Source organism: Cupriavidus sp. LA-1, assembly GCF_055385985.1.
Window position 1 is genome coordinate 3,696,091 of sequence record NZ_AP031387.1, and the last position, 19,781, is coordinate 3,715,871.

Consider the following 19,781-nt stretch of genomic DNA (forward strand, 5'->3'; position numbering starts at 1 on the left):
GTCAGGACCCCTGCGGCGGATCGGCGCGCCGCGGCTTGCGCGGCGCGCCCGCGGCCAGCGCGTCGTAGAGCCAGCGCGGCATCACGTGCAGCAGCGCCGCCACCACGCCCATCGGCCACGGGATCACGCGGAAACGCCGGCCGGCCGCGATCACGCGCACGGCCTTGCGCGCGAACACATCGGCATCGGTCAGGAACGGCATGCGGTACGGGTTGCGGGCGGTCATCGGCGTGCGGATATAGCCGGGCGCGATCGTGACCACGCGGATGCCGTGCCCGCGCTGCTCCAGCCGCAGGCTTTCCAGCAGCTTGATCACCGCCGACTTGGACGCACTGTAGGCACCCGCACCCGGCAGGCCGCGCACGCCGGCGACGCTGGCAATGCCGACCAGCGTGCCGCGGCGCCCGAAGTGGCCGGGCTCGCGCGCCTGCATCGCGTGCATGAAGGGCTGGAAGGTGGTGAGCACGCCAAACCAGTTGGTATCCATCACCCGGCGGAAGGCGTCGAGGTCCTCGCGCTCGCTGGCGACGGTGCCGACCGAGACCCCGGCATTGGCGATGACTACATCCGGGCAGCCGAAATGGCCGAGGAAGTCTTCGGCGGCGCGCGCCATGGCGTCGGCGTCGCGCACATCGGCGCCGTAGACGCGCACCGCGCCGGGGTTGGGCAGCGTGGCGGCGAACTCGCGCAGCGCGTCCTCGCGGCGCGCCACCAGCCCGAGGATGGCGCCCTGCGCCGCGTATTCGCGCGCGAGGGCCTGGCCCAGTCCGCTGGAGGCGCCGGTGAGGAAGACTTTGAGGGGGCGCATGAAGGCAGGAATGCAGTCTGAAATAGAAAACGGCTGGTACAGGATACCAGCCGTCTGGCTTGCTACAGGTCTTCGATCACCCTCGGCTTGCGAAGGTCGCCGGCAAATTACATCTTCCTGGCCTTCACCTGATCAACCAGGTAATCCATGGTCTGGATCGCGCCCTGCTTGTTGCCGGCAATCGACGGCGAGGTCACGTACTTGCCCTGCACCACCACGGTCGGCACGCCGTCGACCTTGTAGGCGTCGGCGATCTTGTTGGCGCGCTGCGAGTTGGTAGTCACCGTGAACGAGTTGTAGGCATCCAGGAAGGCCTTGCGGTCCACGCCGTTCTTGGCCATGAAGTCAGCGATCTCGTTGGGGTCCGTCATGCGCTTGCGGTCCACGTGGATGGCGTTGAAGACCTTGGTGTGCATGGCGTCGAGCTTGCCGATGGCTTCCAGCGCATAGAAGATCTTGGTGTGCGGCAACAGGTCTTCACGGAACGCGACCGGCACGCGCTTGAACACGATGTTGCTGCCCTCCTTCTTGACCCAGGCTTCCAGCTCCGGCTCGAAATCGAAGCAGTGCGGGCAGCCGTACCAGAAGAATTCGGTCACCTCGACCTTGCCCGCGGCGACCGGCTGGGGCGCCTTCAGCACCTGGTATTCCTTGCCCTCGGCGGGCGCCGCCCGGGACGGGGCGGACATCAGCAGGCCGCCCACGGCGGCGAACATGGCGAACAGTGCGGCGAGTTTTTTCATCTTGGAGCGGCCTTGCGGTTTGGACGATGAGCGTATGACAGCGGCGGCGGCGTCCGGTTCAGCGAAACGCCGGCCGCGTCTGGTGACAACGTGTTGCGGCTGTTACCGGGCATCCGGCGGTGGGTGCGGCAATCCGCCGCGCCCGCCCGGGATAACCGGATAACGCCCGACCCTGCGGTCCGGCTTACTGCTTGGTAAAGCGGATCACCGAGGACTCGAAGCCCGACGACTGCAGCCGGTCGCGCGCCTTGGTCATATCGTCGATGCGGTTGTACGGCCCCAGGCGCACCCGGTACATCTTGACGCCGTTCACGTCACGCTCGGTGATCTTGGCCTCGAAACCCTGCATCGCCAGGTTGGCCTTCTGGCGGTCGGCGTCGTCCGACGAGCGGAACGCCCCCACCTGCAGCAGGTAGCCCACCTTGTGCGCGTCGGCCTGGGCGATCTCGGCGATCGGGTCGATCACCGGCTTCTCGGCGGGCTTCTCGGCCGGCTTGCTGGCGACAGGCTTGTCAGCCGGCTTCTCCACGGGCCGTTCCGCGGGCTTTTCCACCGGCTTCTCGGCCGGGCGGGCCACCGCCACCGGGGGCTGGGACTGGCCGTTCTGCTTCGGTTCGGGCTCCGGCGGCTGGCCCACCGGCTTGGCCGGGGTCTTGCTCCACAGCGGCTTGTTGGGGTCGCTCGGGGCCTCCTCGGCGCGCTGGGCCGGCGGCGGCAGCTGGCTGGCGACATTGCCCGGCTCGCTCGGGCGCGGGGCATTCTTCTGCTGGAACGGGGTCGGCGACTTGGTGATGTACAGGGCGACCACCACGGCGATGGCCAGCCCGACGATCAGCCCTAGCACCAGGCCCAGGAACGTACCGCCGCGTTGCTGGTTGCGGCGGACCTTGCGCGACTCGCGCTTGCGTTGCTGTTGCATGAAGTCCTCTTCGGTGATGCCGGGATTATAGGGCCAGTGCCGCCAACGGCCGCACTGGCATCGTCCCCGGGGCCGGATGGCCCCGTGCGTCCCGCGCGGGGGACGCCAGACGCCTGCTTACATGCGGCGCGGGGCGGACACGCCGATCACCGCCAGGCCGTTGCGCAGCACCTGGCGCGTGGCGGCCAGCAGCGCCAGCCGGGCGCGCTTGACGGCCTCGTCGTCCACCAGCACGCGGTCGGCGTTGTAGAAGGCGTGGAAGTCGCCGGCCAGGTCGCGCAGGTAGAAGGCCACCGCGTGCGGCGCCAGCTCGGCCGCGGCGGCCGACAGCATGTCCGGGAACTCGGCCAGGCGGCGACCCAGCGCCTGCGCCTGGGCGCTGGCTTCGGGTCCGGTCACGGCGGACAGGTCGGCGCCGGCCAGTTCGGCCAGGCGGGCGTCCCAGTCCGCGCCGCCCCACGACTCGAAGATCGAGCAGATGCGCGCGTGGGCGTACTGCACGTAGTACACCGGGTTCTCGTCGTTCTGCTTGAGCGCCAGGTCGACATCGAACACGAACTCGGTATCGGCCTTGCGCGACAGCAGGAAGAAGCGCACCGCGTCGCGGCCGCGGGTGAAGTGCGCGGGCCAGTCGGCCACGCCGGCGTCCAGGCAGCCGCGGATGGTCTCGCAGGTGTCATCCTGGCCATTGGACCATTCAATCAGGTCGCGCACGGTGACATAGGAGCCGGCGCGCTTGGAGATCTTGACCTCCTCGCCGTTCCTCATCACGGTGACCATCTTGTGCAGCACGTAGTCGGGGTAGCCCTGCGGGATGCCCATGTCCAGGCCTTGCAGGCCGGCGCGCACGCGGGCGATGGTGCCGTGGTGGTCGCTGCCCTGCACGTTGATGACCTTGGTGAAGCCGCGCTCCCACTTGGTGGTGTGGTAGGCCACGTCCGGCACGAAGTACGTATAGGTGCCGTCGCTCTTCTTCATCACGCGGTCCTTGTCGTCGCCGTCGTCGGTGGTGCGCAGCCACAGCGCCCCCTCGCTCTCGTAGGTCTTGCCCTTGCCGATCAGCGACTGCACCGCGGCTTCGACGCGGCCGTCGCTGTACAGCGACGATTCCAGGTAGTAGCGGTCGAACTTGACGCCGAAGGCCTGCAGGTCGATGTCCTGCTCGTTGCGCAGGTAGGTGACGGCAAACTTGCGGATCGAGTCGATGTCCTCGACGTTGCCCGACGCGGTCACGGGCTCGCCGTCCGAGGCGCTGACGGTCTTGCCGGCCAGAAAGTCGGCGGCGATGTCGGCGATGTAGTCGCCGTTATAGGCGGCCTCGGGCCAGCTGGCGTCGCCCGGCTTCAGGCCGCGCGCGCGCGCCTGCACCGACAGCGCCAGGGTCTGGATCTGCACGCCGGCGTCGTTGTAGTAGAACTCGCGGTGCACGTGCCAGCCCTGCCACGACAGCAGGTTGGCCAGCGCGTCGCCCAGCGCCGCCTGGCGGCCGTGGCCGACGTGCAGCGGGCCGGTCGGGTTGGCCGAGACGAATTCCACCAGCACCTGGCCATGCACGCCGCGCTCGCGCGCACCGTAGTGGTCGCCCTCGGCCAGCACCGCGCGCAGCACGTCGGCCCTGGCGGCCGGGGTCAGGCGCAGGTTGATGAAGCCGGGGCCGGCGATCTCCATGGCCTGGACCAGGCCCTGCGCGCGCGCGTCGGCCTGCACGGCATCGACGATGCGCTGCGCCAGCTCGCGCGGATTGCTCTTGAGCGCGCGCGCGACCTGCATGGCGATGTTGCAGGCAAGGTCGCCGTGGGCGGCCACCTTGGGCCGCTCGAAGGTGACGGCGGGCAGGGTGGCATCGGCCGGGGCGAGCGCGCGCACCGCTTCAGTGAACGCGGCGGCAAGATTGGAGGTCTGAACAGGCAGCATGGATGTCGGAAGCCCTGTGGGCAAGGTATTCAGGCGCAGCCCTGGGGCAGCGCCGGCGCCCGGAATACGGCAAGTGACGGCAAATCAACGCCGCGCCGCGTGACAGGCATGGGAATCGGGAACGCGGAATTTTATCAGGTGCTATGCTGACATCATGCGCGAGGATGGCTGCGGACCACAATCCGGGCCACAAATCCTGGCCAGACCGGCCATCCGTGAAAGGAAAAACCATCATGCTGATCACCTTCAAATCCCACGCTGCGCAGGACCTGATCATGATGAAGGATCTGGCTGTGACGCTGCTGGGCATCATCGGCAAGCGTCTTGGGGAGCGAGGGGTGATCACGGTCGAAGAATTGCCGCACGCGATCCACAAGCTGGAAGCGGCCGTCGCCGATGCCCGGCGCGCCCATCCCGCCGACGCCGCGGTCGAAACGCAGCCCGCCGCCGAGGAAGAAGAGGAACCGCTGCACCTGGGCCAGCGCGCCTACCCGTTCCTGGACATGCTGCGTGCCTCGCAACGCGAGGGCGCCAACGTGCTCTGGGGTGTCTGACCCGCCCTGACGCCGCCTTGCCTCTGCGTGCCGCGCGCAAAAAAACGCCCGGCACCGCAGTAGGCTGCCGGGCTTCCGGACGAGGATTCCGGAAAAGGGGGAAATCCCTGCGGAACCCGCCTGGCATGCCAGGCGGATACCGGTGCAGGTCTTGACGTCTTTCAGCCAGACTGGCTAGTCCTCCTCTGAGCGATTCCGGCCATTGGCCAGCAGCAGCCCGATCAGCGCACCGACTGCCGCGGCAAGCGCCACCGCCATCAGCGGCGACTCCGCCACACGGTGCTGGGCGTGCTCTACCGCGCCGTCCATGCGCTCGCGGGCGCGCATCATGCCGTCTGCGGTCTGGGCGCGCAGGCGCTGCGCCATGTCGCTGGCCCGCTCGCGCAGGCGCTGCCCGGCGCGCATGCTCTCCGCAGAGCCCTCGCGCGCCAGCACTTCGATGGTGTGCTCCAGCTGGGCGATCAGCGCCCTGACCTCGGCAGGTACCGGCGCCGCCGCGTCGCGCGTGTCGCGCGCGGCGTGCCTGATATGGCGGATGGCGCTGTCGGCACTGTCGGACAGATGGTTCAGTTCCTTCCGGACTTTCGGGTTCTGCGTCAGCATACGGTCTCCTCAGGTTCGGTCGGTGCGGGGCAATGCCGGCCTGCGCCGGCTATCGTCCCCTGCGCACCAGACCCATGACCGCGGCGACCAGCGCCACGATCAGGAAGATGAAGAACAGGATCTTGGCGATCTCCACGGCGCCGGCGGCAATGCCGCCGAAGCCGAAGATCGCGGCGATCAGCGCGATAACAAAAAATACGAGTGCATATTGCAGCATGGCTACGCTCCCGAGCGATCGGACCACGCCAGGCGCACCGGCTGGGCCCGTGTGAGGGCTTGCGCCAAGCGGTGCAAGCTCATAGCCTCATCGTAGAAAGCCGGCACGCGCACCAATACTGACAGCGAGCCGATTCCACTGTCAGCGGAGTCCTACAGGCACCCGGACAACGCCCGCGCGGGCGCAGTTTCCAGGTTGACCCCTGGTGTTCGATGTGATTCCATGGGCGCTCCCTGGCGCTGCGGCGGGCGAGCGGCGCGCCTTAGGACCCGTTTCATCATGAAACAGGGGACGCGTTCAAGCCAGGCGCGGCGCAGGCTAGGCGCGGGTCGCCGGCCTTGGTCATTCCAAGGTCAAGGCCCGCAACGACGCATGCGCCGCGCCTGGCTTGAACCCGCAGGGAAGGCTGCTGCCGGGCCGCATGGCGTTGTTGCGGCCTCCTTGCGTGGAGTAACCACGCGGCGTCGGCCACGCCTAGCCCTGCGGCCCGGCAGCAGCCTTCGCGCCCCTGTTTCATGATGAAACGGGTCCTTACAGGAATTGCCCCATGTTCAAGCAGTCCTTTCTCCCCCATACGCTGCTGCTGGCGGGCGGCATCCTGCTGACGCTGGCAGTGCTGGTGGCGTCGGAAACCGGCAATATCCGCCTGCGCGAAAGCTATACCGACGTGATCCGCTCGCAGCGCCTGCAGACCGAGCTGGCCGCGCTCAACGGCGAGCTGGTCAATGCCGAGGCCGGCCAGCGCGGCTTCCTGCTGACCGGCAAGGAAAACTACCTGGAGCCGTACTACAAGGCACTGCCGCGCATCGCCGAGCTGATGGCGCAGATCCGCGCGGGCTACGCCAATGACCCCGAGGGCCTGAAGCAGTTCGGCGACACCTCCAAGCTGGTCAACAGCAAGCTCAACGAAATGGCGCTGACGCTGGTGTACGGCAAGCGCGACCTGGAAGTGGCGCTGGACCTGATCCGCACCGGCTACGGCAAGCAGACCATGGACAACGCGCGCCGCGGGCTGGAGCAGCTGCAGGCGCGCGAAGCCGGCACGGTCTCGCACCGGCTGGAGGGCGCCGACAATGACGTGCAGCTGTCGCGCTACGGCATCGCCCTGCTCACCGCCATCAACATCATCCTGATGATGGCGGTGGGATTCGGCCATGCCAAGCGCCTGGCCATGGCCGAGGCGGTGCGCACCCAGCTGGAAGAGGAAGGCGTGCGGCTGGACCGCAAGGTGCGCGCGCGCACGCGCCAGCTGTCGGCGCTGGCGGCCCACCTGCAGCGCGTGACCGAGGACGAGAAGACACGCCTGGCGCGCGAGCTGCACGATGAACTGGGCGCGATCCTCACCGCGATCAAGCTGGACCTGCACTGGGTGCGCCGCAAGGTGCAGGACGACCATCCGGTGGCGGCCGAGCGCCTGACTCGCGTGATGCTGCACGTGGACCAGGGCATCCAGATCAAGCGCCGCCTGATCGAAGACCTGCGCCCCACCGTGCTGCTGAACCTGGGCCTGCGCGCGGCGGTCTGCCAGCTGGTCGAGGAAGTGGGCGCGCGCAATGACTGGGAAACCGAGGTCAGCGTGCCGGAGGACCTGCCGCCGCTGCGCGACGAGGCGGCGATCGCGCTGTACCGGATCGTGCAGGAATCGCTGACCAATGCCAGCAAGTACTCTGAAGCCAAGCATATCGATGTCAGCCTGGCCTGCCAGGACAGCCTGCTGACGCTGACCGTGCGCGACAACGGCAAGGGCCTGCCGCCCGACTTCGACGCAGGCAGCATCGCCGGCCACCACGGGCTGCTGGGCATGGAGCAGCGCGTCACCGCACTGGGCGGCAGCATGCGGATCGATTCCTCGGCGCAGGCGGGGGTGCGCATCCGCATCGAAGTGCCGCTGACAGACGCGGTGCTGGCGCCGGCAGAGGCGCCGGAAAACCAGGAACCGGCGCGCGCCTGACGCGTGCCGGCCGGCTCAGGGCGCTGGCGCAGCGTGCTCTTCGATCACGCGGAACACCTGCTCGAGCTCGAGCGACTTGTCGAAGAAGTAGTCCGCGCCGGCCTCGGTGCACTGGCGCCGGTACATGCTGACCTGGGCGTGGTTGGTGTAGACGATGCGCACCGCGCCGGAGCCGTTGCGCTGCATCGCGCGCAGCACATTGATGCCGTTGCCCTGGCGCAGCTGGATATCAACGATCACCACATCGTACTTGCCGGCGGCGAGCAGCCGCAGGGCCATGGCTTCGGTGTCGGCCCAGTCCACGTTCTCGATGAACGGGAAATCCTTCAGGTATTCGAGCAACATGCCTCGCAGGACCGCCGAGTCTTCAATCAGCAGTATGCTCAGCGCGCGGTAGGAAGTGTTGGAAGCCTGCTCCGACATATTCAGTATTGCTGGTTCTCGTCCGGTGCGGGCCAACGTGGTCCGTGATGCAGTTCGCCATACAGTCAGTTTGCGGCCCCCCTATTCGACCAGGCCGTTCTTGATTGCGTAGTAGGTCAGGTCAGCGTTGGTCTTCATGCCCATTTTCTCCAGGATCCGGGATCGATAGGTACTGACGGTCTTGACGCTGAGAAACAATTCGTCGGCAATCACCGACACCGACTGCCCGCGCGACAGCTTGCAGAAGATCTGGAATTCACGCTCGGACAGCATCTGGTGCATCGGCTGCTCGGTCGGCTTGTCGAGCCCGCCGATCAGCAGGTCGGCCACCACGGCGCTCACGTAGCGGCGGCCCTGCGCCACCGTGCGGATCGCCTTGACCAGGTCGTCAGGGGCGCTTTCCTTGGTCAGGTAGCCGGAGGCGCCGGCACGGATCAGGTTGATCGCGTACTGGTCTTCCGGGTAGGTGGACAGGATCAGGACCGGCAATTCGGGCTTGCGCTGGCGAATCAGCTTGAGCACATCGATGCCGTTGCGGTCGGGCATGGAGATGTCGAGCACCAGCACGTCGAACTCGGCATCGCGCAATTGCGCCATGACCTGGTCGCCGCTGCCGGCCTCGCCCGTCACCTGGATATCGGGCTCTTCGGAAATGAACTGGCGCAGCCCGGCACGCACAATCTCGTGGTCATCGGCGATCAGGACACGGATCATGGTGGGCTCCACGGGTTGAGCGGCCCGGCACATCAGCCCGGTGCACGTCGGGTGCAGGCGGAACCGCTTGCGATGATGTCATTGTAGTGCCGGGCGCGCGCGCAGGATGTCGGTGTCAGGCTGACAATGCGAGGCGGCAGCAGCGCACCCGGCGCGCGTTCTCCGCGCACCAATGCAAAGCGGGACGGATAAGATCCGTCCCGCTTTGCTGCGGCGCGTCAGGCCCGTGACATCCCTGGAGGGGGCCCGGCGCGGCCGGCACCGGTTGAGGCTGGGGCTAGTACTGCAAGAGACTATTGGCGCTTACTGCGGTGCGCTGACTGGCGAGGTTACTGCGCCTTGGCGCCAGCTTCCGCACCAGCGCTGACACCCACGTCGGCCTTCGACTTCTTGGCCGACTTGGCGGCGTGCTTGCCATGCTTGGCCGCGCTGCCTGCGTCTGCCTTGGCGGCATCGGCGGTGTCGGCGGCGGTGCCCACACTCTTGTCGACGGCCGAGCCGGCGGTGGACAGGCCCTTCTCAGCCGCGCCTGCGGCACCCGTCGCGGCGCTGCCGGCGGTATTCAGGCCACCGTGCGCCGCGGCGGCGGGCGAGGGGGTACTCACGGATGCACCGACATCGGCCTTCGTGCCAACCGAGACGCCGGTGCCCTGGGCCATGGCCAGCGAGGAAGCGGCGGCGATCGACAGGACGGACAGGGAGAGCAGCAGTTTCTTCATGGACAGACTCCTTTCAGGATGCCCCACGGCGAAACATTCGCCGCGGTGATCACGCTGGTGATTGCGTGTATCGAGCCCTCAGTCTAGGGAGCCGGACCGCGCCGGTCTGTGAGCAGTTGAAAGGCTCTGTAAGGAGTTGTGAGGCGCCGTACACGGCTCCCCGGCATGGCCTGGCAGGTCGCCCGCAGCGCTTTTCCCTGCCGCATCAACGGGCTGGCGGCGGGGCACTACCGCCGCCGCCGCCGCCCTGCCGTCGCACCCGGTTACAGGTTGGGTGCGAGCGCGCGCTCCAGCGTGGCGCGGTCTTCGTGGCGGCGCGCCGCCATGTCGTCGAGCTGGTCCTGGCCGATCTTGCCGATGGTGAAGTAGGTCGACTCGGGATGCGCCAGGTAGAAGCCGCTCACCGACGCGGCCGGCGTCATCGCCAGCGACTCGGTGATGCCCATGCCGATCTCGGCCGCGTCGAGGAACTCGAACATCGGGCCCTTGACGGTGTGCTCCGGGCAGGCCGGATAGCCGGGCGCCGGGCGGATGCCGCGGTACGACTCGGCGATCAGCTGCTCGTTGCTGAGCTGCTCGGCGGCGTCGTAGCCCCACAGGTCGCGGCGCACGCGTTCGTGCAGGCACTCGGCAAAGCCTTCGGCGAAGCGGTCGGCCAGCGCCTTGAGCATGATCGCGCTGTAGTCGTCATGGTCGGCTTCGAACTGGGCCTCCTTCTTCTCCACGCCCAGGCCCGCGGTCACGGCGAACAGGCCGATGTAGTCGGCGATGCCGCTGTCCCTCGGCGCGACAAAGTCCGCCAGGCAGCGGTTGGGGCGGCGCACGCCGTCCACCACCGGACGCTCGCTCTGCTGGCGCAGGTTGTGCCAGGTCAGCGCGACCTTGCTGCGGGTCTCGTCGGTGTAGATCTCGATATCGTCGTCATTCACCGTGTTGGCCGGCAGCAGCGCGATCACGCCATTGGCGGTCAGCCAGCGGCCCTGGATCAGGCGCGACAGCATGGCCTTGCCGTCCGAGAACACGCGGCGCGCGGATTCGCCGACGATCTCGTCGTTGAGGATGTCGGGGAATTTGCCGGCAAGGTCCCAGGTCTGGAAGAACGGGCCCCAGTCGATGTAATTGGCCAGCTCCGCCAGGTCATAGTTGCGGAACACGCGCCGGCCGATGAACTTGGGCTTCGGCGGCACGTAGGTGCTCCAGTCGATCGGGGTCTTGTTGGCGCGCGCCTGCGCCAGCGTCACCATCGGCGTGGCCTTCTTGTTGGCGTGCTGGGTGCGGATGCGGTCGTAATCGGACTTCAGATCGTCGAGGTACTTTGCCGCGCCGTCGTCGGACAGCAGGCTCGAGGCCACGCTCACCGAGCGCGAGGCGTCCGGCACGTACACCACCGGGCCTTCGTAGTTGGGCGCGATCTTGACCGCGGTATGCACGCGCGAGGTGGTGGCGCCGCCGATCAGCAGCGGGATCTTCTTCACGCGGAAGTAGTCGTCGCGCTGCATTTCCGACGCGACATACGCCATTTCTTCCAGCGACGGCGTGATCAGCCCCGACAGCCCGACGATATCCGCGCCCTCGACCTTGGCGCGCGCCAGGATCTCGTTGCACGGGACCATCACGCCCATGTTGACCACTTCGAAGTTATTGCACTGGAGCACCACCGACACGATGTTCTTGCCGATGTCGTGCACGTCGCCCTTCACGGTGGCGATCACGATCTTGCCGCGCGCCTTGACGTCGCCGCCGGCCTCGGCCAGCAGGCGCTTCTCTTCCTCGATGTAGGGCAGCAGGTGCGCCACCGCCTGCTTCATCACGCGCGCGCTCTTGACCACCTGCGGCAGGAACATCTTGCCGGCGCCAAACAGGTCGCCGACGATGTTCATGCCGTCCATCAGCGGGCCTTCGATCACCTCGATCGGACGGCCGCCGCGCGCCTCGACCTGCTGGCGGACTTCTTCGGTGTCTTCGACGATGAAGGTGGTGATGCCGTGCACCAGCGCGTGCGCCAGGCGCGCGCCCACCGGCACCGGCTGCTCGGGCGTGCCGCGCCAGGCGAGGTTTTCTTCCTTCTTGGCGCCGCCGCCCTTGAAGCGGTCGGCGATCTCCAGCAGGCGGTCGGTGGAATCCTCGCGGCGGTTCAGCACCACGTCTTCCACGCGCTCGCGCAGCTCTGGGTCAAGCTGGTCGTACACGCCGAGCTGGCCCGCGTTGACGATGCCCATGTCCATGCCCGCGCCGATGGCGTGGTACAGGAACACGGTGTGGATCGCCTCGCGCACCACGTCGTTGCCGCGGAACGAGAACGACACGTTGGACACGCCGCCGCTGACCTTGGCATACGGCAGGTTCTGCTTGATCCAGCGCGTGGCCTCGATAAAGTCCACCGCGTAGTTGTTGTGCTCTTCGATGCCGGTGGCGACCGCGAAGATATTCGGGTCGAAGATGATGTCTTCCGGCGGAAAGCCGACTTCATTGACCAGGATGTCGTAGCTGCGCTTGCAGATCTCGGTCTTGCGCGCGAAGGTGTCGGCCTGGCCCTTCTCGTCGAAGGCCATCACCACGCTTGCCGCACCATAGCGGCGGATCAGCTCGGCGTGGTGGCGGAACTGTTCTTCCCCTTCCTTGAGCGAGATCGAGTTCACCACGGGCTTGCCCTGCACGCACTGCAGGCCGGCCTCGATCACTTCCCACTTGGACGAGTCCAGCATGATCGGCACGCGCGCGATGTCGGGCTCGGAGGCGATCAGGTTCAGGAAGCGAACCATGGCGGCCTTCGAGTCCAGCATGGCCTCGTCCATGTTGATGTCGATGATCTGCGCGCCGTTCTCGACCTGCTGGCGGGCCACCGCCAGCGCTTCGTCGAACTGGCCGTTCAGGATCATGCGCGCGAAGGCCTTGGAGCCGGTCACGTTGGTGCGCTCGCCGACGTTGACGAACAGTGTGTCGTCGTCGATGGTGAAGGGCTCGAGGCCGGACAGGCGCATCGGGCGCGGGGGCAGTTTGTTGTCGCTCATGTTCAGGGGCTCCGGGCTCAGGCGGCGTCGCGGTACTGGCCGGGCCAGGTGCGGGGGGTCTTGTTGGCCACGCGCTGGGCGATCGCGGCAATATGCTCGGGGGTGGTGCCGCAGCAGCCGCCCACCAGGTTCACCAGCCCGGACGCGGCGAACTCTTCCACCAGCGAGGAGGTGACTTCGGGCGTTTCGTCGAAGCCCGTGTCGCTCATCGGGTTGGGCAAGCCCGCGTTCGGGTAGCACGACACCGCGGCGTCGCAGATCTTGGCCAGCTCGGCGATATACGGGCGCATCAGCGTCGCGCCGAGCGCGCAGTTCAGGCCGAAGGTGACGGGCCGGGCGTGGCGCAGGCTGTTCCAGAACGCCTCCACGGTCTGGCCCGACAGGATCCGGCCCGAGGCATCGGTCACGGTGCCGGAGATCATCACCGGCACGCGTTCGCCGGTGTCCTCGAACAGCTGGTCGATGGCGAACAGCGCCGCCTTGGCATTGAGCGTGTCGAAGATGGTCTCGACCAGGAACACGTCGGCGCCGCCCTCCAGCAAGGCTTTGCCCTGTTCGTAGTACGACGCGCGCAGCTCTTCGAAGGACACGTTGCGCGCGCCCGGGTCGTTCACGTCGGGCGAGATGCTGGCGGTCTTGGGGGTCGGGCCGAAGGCGCCGGCGACAAAGCGCGGCTTGTCGGGCGTGCTGTACTTGTCGCAGGCGGCGCGTGCCAGGCGCGCGGCCTCGACATTCATCTCGTACGCCAGGTCGGCCATCTTGTAGTCTTCCTGCGCCACGCGGGTAGCGCCGAAGGTGTTGGTCTCGATCAGGTCGGCGCCGGCGGCCAGGTATTGCTCGTGGATCTCGCTGATGACCTGCGGGCGCGTCAGCAGCAGCAGTTCGTTGTTGCCCTTGACGTCCACCTTGTGTTCCGCGAAACGCTCGCCGCGGTAATCGGCCTCGGACAGCTTGTAGCGCTGGATCATGGTGCCCATGGCGCCATCCAGGATCAGGATGCGTTCTTGCAGCAGCCGGGGCAATTCGGCAGCCCGGGTGTAGGGGCGCGGCGCGGCCGCGGTCGATTCAGGGGCACTCATGGCGGGGAACTCTGGAAAGGCGGGGCCGGCGGAGCTTCGACGGTAGGCCGCGGTGGCCGATGGCGGCCAAGGAAGTGCGATTTTATCAGGTGTATCAAGGCCTTGCGGTCGCCTTCGGTTGCCTGGCGGACGGCCTGGCGCCTACACTGAGAGGCGTAACCATCACCAACGGCGTCGCCGACAGCGCCATCGACAACAAGCGCCCCGGCGCCCTGCTCCCACCCGACCATGCAACACCTTGCCCCTGCCGCCGCCCAGGACCTGCTGGCGCAATCGCCCGAAACCCTCTTCATCGACTGCCGCAGCGAGATGGAATACCTGTTCGTCGGCCATCCCAAGGGGGCGCACAACGTGCCCTGGAACGACGGCCCCGACTGGGAGGTCAACCCGCATTTCGTGCAGATGGTGAAGAAGCTGGCCGGGCAGGCCTCGGCGCGGCCGGTGCTGCTGATCTGCCGCAGCGGCAACCGCTCGTCGGCGGCGGCACGGGCGCTGGAAGGCGCCGGGTTCACCAACGTCCAGTTCGTGCTGCACGGCTTCGAGGGCGACCTCGACGCGCAGCGCCACCGCAATACGCTCAACGGCTGGCGCCATGACGGGCTGCCGTGGGAACAGTACTGAAGACAGCCGTCAGCACCGCCAACCAGCAAAAACGCCCGCCGAAGCGGGCGTGATCGTTCCAGGCAAAGCCGCTCAGTGCATCACCAGCGGGTGCGTCATGACATTGTCGAACTTGCCGAGAAAGTCGTCGACTTCCTCCACGGATGGCTCGCTTTCAATCAGGCGTTTGACGTCGGCGCGGAAGCTCTCGGCAAGATGGCCGCCGAGAAAGATTTCGCGCTTCAGGTTCTTGTCGACGATTTCATAGCCACCGAACTCAAGCGGCGCCTGATCGACATCCGCACCGAATTCCACGATGCAGTAGTTGTCGCTGTTGTAGATCATTTGCATGGCACACCTCCTGGGCGTCATGGATGGGCGGCATGCCCTTGTTGGTTCTCGCCTCAGTTGATGCCTTGAGGGGGCGCCGCGGCTTTACCTCCAAACTTGGGGTGACCGGCGGGAAATCAAGTTATTGGTGCCGGTCACCACGTTGCCACGATTTTCTGCCTTACATAAGTTGGGCATCGGCCAATGCAACAAGTTTCTTGAGCCTGGAACATCAGTGTGTTGCTGGTCACGGAACATCGCACTGGCCCCCACATGCGGCGCTCCCGAGAAAGGCGTCCAGTGCGGCGTGGAAGCGTTCGGGCTGCTCCACGTGCACCAGGTGCGCCGCTTGCGGCACTACCTCGAGCCTGGCGCCGTGGATGGCCGCGGCGATGCTCTGTGCCATCGCCACCGTTGCTCCCTGGTCCTGCTCGCCCGCTATTACCAGCGTAGGACAATGAATGCGGGAAAGCGCGCCGGCGAGGTCAAAAGCCATGATTGCCTCGGCCACCCCCACGTATCCACGTACCGGCGTGGCGATCAGCATGTTGCGAATTCGCGACACTTCGTCGCGGTGCGCCTCATGGAAGGCCGGGGTCAGCCAGCGCCCGAGCGTGGCATCGGCCATGCCGGCCATGCCGTGGGCCTCGGCCTGGCCGATGCGGTTGTGCCACATCGGGTGCGCTTCCATCGGCGTCTGGCTGTTGGTGGCCACCAGCGCCAGCGACAACAGCCGCTCGGGATGGCGCAGCCCCATGGTCTGCCCGACCATGCCGCCTACCGATATGCCGCAGAAATGCGCCTGCGGGATCTCCAGCGCGTCCATCACGGCGACCACGTCGTCGGCCAGCCGCGTCATGGTGTAGGGCCCGAGCGGGGCATCGCTGGCGCCGTGGCCGCGCAGGTCCGGGCGCACCACGCGGTAGCGGCCTGCCAGGTGCTGCGCGGTGGCGTCCCACAAGGTATGGTCGGCGGCCAGGGCATGGGCCAGGATCACCCACGGCCCGTCAGCCCCGTCCACGCGCACGTACAGGTCGGCGCCATCGGCGTGGATGCGCCGGGTTTCGGTGGGTGGCGTGGCAACAGTCATGGCTGGGCTCCTTTCGGTTAAGCATGCGTCGGTCTTGCGCACGCGGCGGCTCTACTGTCCTTCCTTGCCGCGGTACACCAGCTCGATCTGGGTGCCGTCGGGCTCGGTCTGGCGCAGGCGCACCGGCATCCAGCCCAGTGACTGCGCCAGCCAGATCTCGACGCGGCGCCGGTCGTTGGCACGGCGCGGCAACCGCACAAAGTGCTTTGCGCGCACCATGCCCTGGCCGGTGTCGATCTCGTCCTCTCCAACATACTGCACTTGCATGGGTTCCACATCCCGCGTGTCGGCCACCTGGAAGGTTTCCGTCACACCGGGGGTGGCATATCGCTGTGGATTGCCGCGCGCCAGCCCCACCAGTTGCAGGAACACACTGAAGCGGTCCTGCGCCCCGGGCGGGAACGGCGCCTGCGTGCCCGAGGCAAAGACCACGGTGGCGGCCGCGCCGTCAAAGCGCGACGCCTCCGACTTGTTGCGGCGGCGTTCTTCATAGCGCTCCGGCAACAGGCCCTGCTCGGTCATCGCGCCGCTGCTCTGGAAGGCAAAGCGGAACCACAGCACGCGGGTTTCGACCGCCAGCCGGTAGTGGCCGCCGTCCTGCTCCCAGCGGATCAGGCCATCGGGGTTCTGCACCCCGTTGACATAGCTGGCGTAGTGCATGGTTGCCGACGGGGGCGCGTTGTAGCGCACACCGTCGACCCCACCCTGCGGTCCGCCCGAGGGCGCGGGAGGCGCAGGGGTCGGCGCAGGCGCGGCAGGCCTGGCAGCGCTGCCTTCGCCGCCGTTGCCGGAGGCCATCTCGGCCGGGCCTTGCGGGCTGGTGGCGAGCGGGGGTGCGGGCGGCGGGGCGGGCGCCGCCTTCGATTCGGGCCGGGGTGCCGGCGCGGCCGGCCGGGGCTGCGGCCGCGGCCGGGGCATGGGCCGCGGCGTGGGCGGAGCCGGCGGCGCGGGCGGCGGCAGCAGCACCGCTTCCAGCGTGGGCGTGTGGCTGACATCGACCGGGATCAGCGGTCCCGGCATGCGTACAAAACCCACCACGGCCAGCACGTGGACCAGCAGCACCAGCGCAATCACAAGGATCCAGCGCCGCCGGCGCCGGACGCGAGGATCCGCGCCGGACCGGGCGTGGGAACTAGGATTGGCCGGTTTGTCCGGCCGGGGTGGCGGCACCAAGGTAGCCGAGTTCCGATGAGAGCTGTTGGGCGATGTCACGGATGCGACATTCCATCGTACCGCCCCATTCTGCATCGAATATGCTTTGCGCGCCCAGTACGATCAGTCCCATGGCGAGGTGGCCGTTGGCGTTGAACACCGGCATCGAGAAAGCATTGATGCCGGGCAGCACGCCGCCCAGCGTGCGCGCAGCGCCATGCGCGCGCACCTCGGCGCAGATGGCGTCGTACTCGGCCAGCGTGCGCGGCATGTCGGGCACGCCGTCATTGCCACGCGCACCCAGTTCGCGCTCGATCAGCGGCAGCGTCTGCTTGCGCGGCAGGTAGGCGCCATAGAGCCGGCCGGTGGCGGAGTTCAGCATCGGCATCACATCGCCCAGGCGCAGGCTGACCGTGACGGGATGGCTGGATTCCTCCCAGTGCACCACGGTGGGACCGTGGTTGCCCCACACCGCAATGCCGGCGGTCAGGTCCAGTTCATCACGCAGCTGCGACAGGATCGGGCGCGCCTTCTTGACCGGGTCGAGCCGGTTCAGCCCGGCCAGCCCCAGCTGCAGCGCGAACGGCCCCAGGTCATAGCGCCCGCTGACGGGGTCCTGCGCCACCGCGCCCAGCCGCATGAAGCTGACCAGGTAGCGGTGGGCCTTGGCCGGGTTCATGTCGGCGGCGGCGGCCAGGTCGCGCAGCATCATCGCGCGCGGCGATGCCGCCAGCGCCTGCAGCAGCCTGAAGCCCACCTCGATGGACTGGATGCCGGAACGCAGCTTGGCGTCTTCTTCTTCGATCTCTGACATGCGGCGACGGATGGGCGATTCCCGGAGGCGTGAGTGAGCTGGTGAATTTACTATAGCGAAATCGATTTACCAAAACTGGTCAGGGCCAGGGGCATGCCGGTCGACTGGGCACGCGCGGGCTTGGCGCGCCAGGTTAGGCGCTAGACTAGCGGCCATTGCGCCTGCCCCGCGGGCGCCCTCCCCCGATCCCTACCGCACTGCATTCATGAAACTCGCAACCCTGAAGGACGGTTCGCGCGACGGCCAGCTGGTGGTCGTGTCGCGCGACCTGAAGACCGCCCACACCGCCAGCGACATCGCCGGCAAGCTGCAGACCGTGCTCGACGACTGGCAGTTCTTCGCGCCGCAACTGCAGGACCTGTACGACGCACTCAACGCCGGCCGCGCGCGCCACCCCTTCCCGTTCGCGCCCAGGGACTGCATGGCGCCGCTGCCGCGCGCCTACCAGTGGGCCGACGGCTCGGCCTACGTCAATCACGTGGAACTGGTGCGCAAGGCGCGCGGCGCCGAGATGCCGCCGGAATTCTGGACCGACCCGCTGATGTACCAGGGCGGCTCGGACGACTTCGTCGGTCCGCAGGACGATATCGTCTGCGCGAGCGAGGCGTTCGGCATCGACTTCGAGGCCGAAGTGGCCGTGATCACCGGCGACGTGAAGATGGGCGCCACCCCCGAGCAGGCCGGCGAAGCCATCCGGCTGGTGATGCTGGCCAACGATGTCTCGCTGCGCAACCTGATCCCGGCCGAGCTGGGCAAGGGCTTCGGCTTTTTCCAGAGCAAGCCGGCCACGGCGTTCTCGCCGGTGGCAGTGACGCCCGATGAACTCGGCGAAGCCTGGCGCGAGCGCAAGGTGCACCTGCCGATGACCGTGCACTGGAACAGCAAGAAGGTGGGCCAGCCCGACTGCGGCACCGACATGGTGTTCGACTTCGGCCAGCTGATTGCCCATATCTGCAAGACCCGCAATGTGCGCGCCGGCAGCATCGTGGGATCGGGCACGATCTCCAATGTCGACCGCAAGAAGGGCTACTGCTGCATCGCCGAGAAGCGCATGCTCGAGACCATCGACGAAGGCAAGCCGTCGACCGAGTTCATGAAGTTCGGCGACGCGGTCAAGATCGAAATGTTCGATGCGCTGGGCCATTCGGTGTTCGGCGCGATCGACCAGCTGGTGGCGGCGGCCTGAGGCACGCGGGGGCCACGCGTGCGGCGGCGTGCCGGATATGCATATAATTAACCGACCAATCGGTTGGTAAATTGACGATGCCTCCGGCGCCCCGCTGACCCACGACTTCACAGGCCCCCGATGACTACCCCCACCGCTGACAACACACCCCTCTCCCCCCGCTACGAGCGCTATCGCGCCCTGACGCTGCGCCGCCACGGCCCCATCCTCGAAATCATCATGGGCGCGGCCCAGTCGGCCAACCAGAAGCTGGCCACGGCCGATGCCAACATGCACCGCGAACTGGCCGAGATCTGGCGCGACGTATCCGCCGACCCCGAGGTGCGCGTGGCGCTGATCCGCGGCGAGGGCAAGGGCTTCTCGGCCGGCGGCGACCTGGCCCTGGTCGAGGACATGGCCAACGATTTCGAGACCCGTACCCGCGTCTGGCACGAGGCGCGCGACCTGGTCTACAACGTCATCAACTGCGACAAGCCGGTGGTCTCCGCCATGCACGGTCCCGCCGTGGGTGCCGGGCTGGTGGCCGGCCTGCTGGCCGATATCTCGATCGCCGCCAGGACGGCGCGCATCGTCGACGGCCATACCCGGCTGGGCGTGGCCGCCGGCGATCATGCCGCCATCGTGTGGCCGCTGCTGTGCGGAATGGCCAAGGCCAAGTACTATCTGATGCTGTGCGAGTCGGTCAGCGGCGAAGAGGCCGAGCGGATCGGCCTGGTCTCGCTGGCGGTGGAAGAGGATGAACTGGTGGCGCGCGCCTTCGAGGTGGCCAACCGGCTGGCAGCGGGGTCGCAGACCGCGATCCGCTGGACCAAGTACGCCCTCAACAACTGGCTGCGCATGGCCGGCCCCGCTTTCGATACCTCGCTGGCGCTTGAATTCATGGGCTTTGCCGGGCCCGACGTGCACGAAGGCATGGCGAGCCTGCGCCAGAAGCGGCCGCCACAGTTCAGATAA

Annotated in this window: 20 protein-coding genes; 5 read left to right on the forward strand and 15 right to left on the reverse strand. The window is 67.4% G+C overall.

The window, feature by feature from the left end; translation table 11 throughout:
• Position 1: 1 nt before the first annotated feature.
• The 4 genes from ACZ5MJ_RS17310 to argS all read right to left on the reverse strand — a co-directional run bounded on the left by ACZ5MJ_RS17310 (position 2) and on the right by argS (position 4,384).
• Positions 2-808 carry an SDR family oxidoreductase gene (locus ACZ5MJ_RS17310; RefSeq protein ID WP_464221004.1) on the reverse strand — a complete coding sequence of 269 codons (807 nt, stop codon included), beginning with the start codon at positions 806-808 and terminating at the stop codon, positions 2-4.
• 107 nt (positions 809-915) lie between these two features.
• Positions 916-1,551, reverse strand: coding sequence for a thiol:disulfide interchange protein DsbA/DsbL (locus ACZ5MJ_RS17315; RefSeq protein WP_464221006.1), 636 nt, complete (start codon positions 1,549-1,551; stop codon positions 916-918).
• 184 nt (positions 1,552-1,735) lie between these two features.
• Entirely contained in the window at positions 1,736-2,470 is a 735-nt protein-coding gene (locus ACZ5MJ_RS17320; protein WP_464221008.1) for an SPOR domain-containing protein, read from the reverse strand.
• A gap of 117 nt (positions 2,471-2,587) precedes the next feature.
• A complete protein-coding gene (gene argS / locus ACZ5MJ_RS17325) occupies positions 2,588-4,384 on the reverse strand; it encodes an arginine--tRNA ligase (RefSeq protein ID WP_464221009.1) in 1,797 nt (598 codons plus the stop codon).
• 233 nt (positions 4,385-4,617) lie between these two features.
• Here argS and ACZ5MJ_RS17330 point away from each other — a divergent pair, with 233 nt between their 5' ends.
• Positions 4,618-4,938 (forward strand): DUF1840 domain-containing protein, encoded by a 321-nt coding sequence (locus ACZ5MJ_RS17330; protein ID WP_464221011.1) that lies wholly within the window; start codon positions 4,618-4,620, stop codon positions 4,936-4,938.
• 174 nt (positions 4,939-5,112) lie between these two features.
• Here ACZ5MJ_RS17330 and ACZ5MJ_RS17335 read toward each other — a convergent pair whose 3' ends face one another.
• Both ACZ5MJ_RS17335 and ACZ5MJ_RS17340 read right to left on the reverse strand, forming a co-directional pair.
• Positions 5,113-5,541 carry a DUF883 family protein gene (locus ACZ5MJ_RS17335; RefSeq protein ID WP_464221012.1) on the reverse strand — a complete coding sequence of 143 codons (429 nt, stop codon included), beginning with the start codon at positions 5,539-5,541 and terminating at the stop codon, positions 5,113-5,115.
• 49 nt (positions 5,542-5,590) lie between these two features.
• Positions 5,591-5,758 carry a DUF1328 domain-containing protein gene (locus ACZ5MJ_RS17340; RefSeq protein WP_464221014.1) on the reverse strand — a complete coding sequence of 56 codons (168 nt, stop codon included), beginning with the start codon at positions 5,756-5,758 and terminating at the stop codon, positions 5,591-5,593.
• Positions 5,759-6,305: 547 nt separating this feature from the next.
• Between ACZ5MJ_RS17340 and ACZ5MJ_RS17345 the strand changes: the two genes are divergently transcribed.
• Positions 6,306-7,709 carry a sensor histidine kinase gene (locus tag ACZ5MJ_RS17345; protein WP_464221015.1) on the forward strand — a complete coding sequence of 468 codons (1,404 nt, stop codon included), beginning with the start codon at positions 6,306-6,308 and terminating at the stop codon, positions 7,707-7,709.
• 15 nt (positions 7,710-7,724) lie between these two features.
• On the opposite strand, the gene ACZ5MJ_RS17350 is transcribed toward ACZ5MJ_RS17345, so the two are convergent.
• The 5 genes from ACZ5MJ_RS17350 to ACZ5MJ_RS17370 form a co-directional block, all read right to left on the reverse strand.
• Complete coding sequence (locus ACZ5MJ_RS17350; protein ID WP_464221016.1) at positions 7,725-8,132, reverse strand: response regulator; 408 nt, start codon at positions 8,130-8,132, stop codon at positions 7,725-7,727.
• An 81-nt stretch (positions 8,133-8,213) separates the two neighbouring features.
• Entirely contained in the window at positions 8,214-8,846 is a 633-nt protein-coding gene (locus ACZ5MJ_RS17355; RefSeq protein ID WP_464221017.1) for a response regulator, read from the reverse strand.
• A gap of 329 nt (positions 8,847-9,175) precedes the next feature.
• Positions 9,176-9,565 (reverse strand): hypothetical protein, encoded by a 390-nt coding sequence (locus ACZ5MJ_RS17360; protein ID WP_464221018.1) that lies wholly within the window; start codon positions 9,563-9,565, stop codon positions 9,176-9,178.
• 263 nt (positions 9,566-9,828) lie between these two features.
• Complete coding sequence (gene metH / locus ACZ5MJ_RS17365) at positions 9,829-12,576, reverse strand: methionine synthase (RefSeq protein ID WP_464221020.1); 2,748 nt, start codon at positions 12,574-12,576, stop codon at positions 9,829-9,831.
• A 17-nt stretch (positions 12,577-12,593) separates the two neighbouring features.
• A complete protein-coding gene (locus ACZ5MJ_RS17370; RefSeq protein WP_432258916.1) occupies positions 12,594-13,655 on the reverse strand; it encodes a homocysteine S-methyltransferase family protein in 1,062 nt (353 codons plus the stop codon).
• A 228-nt stretch (positions 13,656-13,883) separates the two neighbouring features.
• On the opposite strand from ACZ5MJ_RS17370, the gene ACZ5MJ_RS17375 reads away from it, so the two are divergent.
• Positions 13,884-14,276 (forward strand): rhodanese-like domain-containing protein, encoded by a 393-nt coding sequence (locus ACZ5MJ_RS17375; RefSeq protein ID WP_432258915.1) that lies wholly within the window; start codon positions 13,884-13,886, stop codon positions 14,274-14,276.
• A gap of 72 nt (positions 14,277-14,348) precedes the next feature.
• Here the strand turns inward: ACZ5MJ_RS17375 and ACZ5MJ_RS17380 are convergent, their stop codons facing one another.
• The 4 genes from ACZ5MJ_RS17380 to ACZ5MJ_RS17395 all read right to left on the reverse strand — a co-directional run bounded on the left by ACZ5MJ_RS17380 (position 14,349) and on the right by ACZ5MJ_RS17395 (position 17,641).
• The gene (locus ACZ5MJ_RS17380) at positions 14,349-14,606 is read right to left on the reverse strand and encodes a BTH_I0359 family protein (protein ID WP_018314386.1); all 258 of its coding nucleotides are present in this window, start codon (positions 14,604-14,606) and stop codon (positions 14,349-14,351) included.
• Between the two features lie 226 nt (positions 14,607-14,832).
• Positions 14,833-15,675 (reverse strand): alpha/beta fold hydrolase, encoded by an 843-nt coding sequence (locus tag ACZ5MJ_RS17385; protein ID WP_464221023.1) that lies wholly within the window; start codon positions 15,673-15,675, stop codon positions 14,833-14,835.
• Between the two features lie 51 nt (positions 15,676-15,726).
• Entirely contained in the window at positions 15,727-16,749 is a 1,023-nt protein-coding gene (locus ACZ5MJ_RS17390; protein ID WP_464221024.1) for a DUF3108 domain-containing protein, read from the reverse strand.
• 58 nt (positions 16,750-16,807) lie between these two features.
• Positions 16,808-17,641, reverse strand: a complete 834-nt coding sequence (locus ACZ5MJ_RS17395; RefSeq protein WP_464221026.1) for an IclR family transcriptional regulator — start codon at positions 17,639-17,641, stop codon at positions 16,808-16,810.
• A 205-nt stretch (positions 17,642-17,846) separates the two neighbouring features.
• Here ACZ5MJ_RS17395 and ACZ5MJ_RS17400 point away from each other — a divergent pair, with 205 nt between their 5' ends.
• Both ACZ5MJ_RS17400 and ACZ5MJ_RS17405 read left to right on the forward strand, forming a co-directional pair.
• Positions 17,847-18,827, forward strand: coding sequence for a fumarylacetoacetate hydrolase family protein (locus ACZ5MJ_RS17400; protein WP_464221027.1), 981 nt, complete (start codon positions 17,847-17,849; stop codon positions 18,825-18,827).
• Between the two features lie 120 nt (positions 18,828-18,947).
• The gene (locus ACZ5MJ_RS17405; RefSeq protein WP_464221029.1) at positions 18,948-19,781 is read left to right on the forward strand and encodes an enoyl-CoA hydratase/isomerase family protein; all 834 of its coding nucleotides are present in this window, start codon (positions 18,948-18,950) and stop codon (positions 19,779-19,781) included.